The following is a 2,688-nucleotide window of genomic DNA, read 5'->3' on the forward strand; positions in this document are numbered from 1 at the left end:
GAGCTGTATTTACCCTTTTTCGACAATAAGGCCCCCAGAAGCGGCAGAGCTCCCGCATGGCAGATTCTGACAGTTTATTCATATGAACCAGACTTTGGCATGGATGAAGGCTTAAGTCTTTCACCTTTACAGAAATTCATGGGAGGAAGTGGAACGTGGCGTCATGAGGAGTTTCATATTATTCTCCGATTCGGCGAAGTGACAGACAGATTTCTACACTTCGACCGTATGAGCATGCTGGCCAATGAAAAGGGAGATAGGTATTGGGCTCTAAGATTTGCAGCCAGGGCTCTCCACTATCTTGAGGACTGCGGAACACCGTATCACGCCTCTCCGGGCACTCCCATCGAAATATTCAAGATACCCTTTCTGTACAGGAAGCAGTTCAAGAAAATCGGCTTTTATCACAAATTTCACGACAGATACCTGGGCTACCGATTGTGGAGAGGTTACGAACCTTTTTTGGAGGAGATAGAGGGGACTGAGGCCGGCGTCTTCGATAGGCTCGAAAAAATGGCGAAGACAATTAGAAGGAGAGCCTTCGATCTTCTGCCCGAGGTAGAACTGTCTGTGAAAAGACTTATCGGCGGCAATTCATTCGAGAATCCATCACCAGAGTTGTCAAAGGAGTATTATGACAAACTCGTCAGTTCCCAGGATACCCGTCGACTGGATGAAGTAAGCTGCAAGGTACTTCGTAATCTCTCTTCGGGAGTGAAGTTTTACCTGAATCACCTGGAAAGAAGGCTTAACTGAAAGTCGCTTGGAACTTCCTTATCACTGGAAAAGCGGCCTGGATTACTCGGTGAATTGAAACCCCTCTTCGAAAAGTTCAAGGCAGGCCTCGACGACTCTGCGATCGTAGAACCTTCCGGAGTTCTGCCGTATTTCATCCAGTGCCGCCTCTATTCCAAGAGATGCTCTATAAGGTCTGTGAGAAGACATTGCCTCAACTACATCGGCAACGGCAATAATACGGGCCTCTATTCTGATTTCATCGCCCGTTAATCCTCTTGGATATCCGGATCCATCAAGTCTCTCATGGTGTTGAGCAACGATGTCAGCTATCGGCCATGGGAAGTAAACCTCTTTCAGTATGTCGTACCCCTTCTTTGAATGCTCTCTGACTAAATCGTATTCGAGATTGTTCAGTCTTACCGGCTTCGTCAGTATTTCGGTGGGCACTGCACTCTTCCCTATGTCATGAAGCAAAGCAGCTACTCTTATCGATTCAACGATATCTTCATGCATCTCATCTTCAGAAAACAGCTTTCTCGCTATTGCTGTCGAAAGCTCGCTTACACGTTTCTGATGGCCGGAAGTGTAGGGATCCCTCGCTTCGACAAGCGAAGACAAAGTATTTATAAGTGACTCAAGACTCTTTTTCACCGATTCCTCGGCGATCTTTCTCTCGGAGATATCCAAAACAATGGCAACAAAGACACGTTCGTATTCATTGTCGTGAAGCTGTAGTCTTACTTCGATGGGATACCCGGTTCCATTCTTTCTTATATGAACGGTTTCGAAGACCTCGTAACTTCCAGGCTCTTTTTTGAGTCTGGAGATAATGTCTTCGAAGACCCTTCTGTCCATCTCCAACTTCAGATCCAGTGGAGTCATCTTTCGCAACTCTTCAAGAGAGTACCCTGAATTCTCTAGAGCACCCTTGTTCGCTTGAAGAAATCTCAGAGTCTCTGAATCGAATATATATAGCTCATTCACTGAAAGATCTATGACTCTTCCCAATCTGGTGAGGGCCATCTCTGCGAGCTTCCATTCGGTAATATCCATGGCGATTGCACCGACCATCGGTTTATCTCCTTCTGAAACAATTGGAAACTTCTGAACATAGAGGATCCTTTCCTTGCCGTCGGTACCGAGTACCCTCTCTTCCCTCACGATGTTCTCCCCGTTTTGAGTCCTTCTATCATCTTGAAGAATCAGCTTGTCGAGTTCTCCGGGATAGTTGGCTTCGGGATTCTTTCCTTTCCAGTCTTCTTTGAAACCAAAGACTCTGGCTGCGAAGTCATTGAAGTATGAAGTCTTCAGGTCACTGTCAGAAATGAACACGGCTCCGGGCAGTTTATCCATGAAAAGAGAAAACCTCTTCTGAAGAACTCTCTCGTTCTTCTCAATTCTTATCTTATGAATCGCAAAAGAAATATCATCCACGATTTCGGAAAAGAGATCTCTTTCATCCTTCGAAAAAGAGAAGCTCTGTTTCATAACTACGGCCATAGCACCCAGGATATTGCCACCGATTCTGAGCCCTTTCGCGAAGACTGCAAGATCATCTGAATCGCTGATTATTACGCATTGTTTGTTGTACTCTCTTCCAGTTAAGGAGATCACTCCTTCTTCTTCCATTGCCCTTCTCAAAAGAGGAGGAATTTCTCCCGACTCGAAAATCGAGTCGACTTCGAGCAGCTGCGTTCTGCTGAAGCCAGAAGCGGCCCAGTTCTTCACATTTTCATTCTCAACGAGAACAAGAAGACATCTTTCGAAACCGCGGGAACCCGTCATAAGCTCCGTCGCCCTTTTGATCAACTCTTCAACATCGGTTGCCGATACTATCAGCTGGTTTACTCTTCTAATAGATGATAGAACACCGCTCTGATGCTCTAGCTGAGCCTCTAGTCTCAGTGACAGTATTCCATAGGAGATATCTTCGCCGAGCTCTTCGAGAAG

At 46.0% G+C, this 2,688-nt stretch carries 2 protein-coding genes; one reads left to right on the forward strand and one right to left on the reverse strand.

The genetic code is table 11. The features are described from left to right. A partial coding sequence (locus tag BG32_RS05520; protein ID WP_121526542.1) for a hypothetical protein occupies positions 1-756 on the forward strand: 756 nt, incomplete at its 5' end. A gap of 42 nt (positions 757-798) precedes the next feature. On the opposite strand, the gene BG32_RS05525 is transcribed toward BG32_RS05520, so the two are convergent. Continuing rightward, the coding region (locus BG32_RS05525; protein ID WP_121526543.1) for an HD domain-containing phosphohydrolase at positions 799-2,688 on the reverse strand (1,890 nt) is incomplete at its 5' end.

The sequence above is a fragment of the Mesotoga sp. HF07.pep.5.2.highcov genome, from assembly GCF_003666285.1.
GTDB classification, from domain to species: Bacteria; Thermotogota; Thermotogae; order Petrotogales; family Kosmotogaceae; genus Mesotoga; species Mesotoga prima.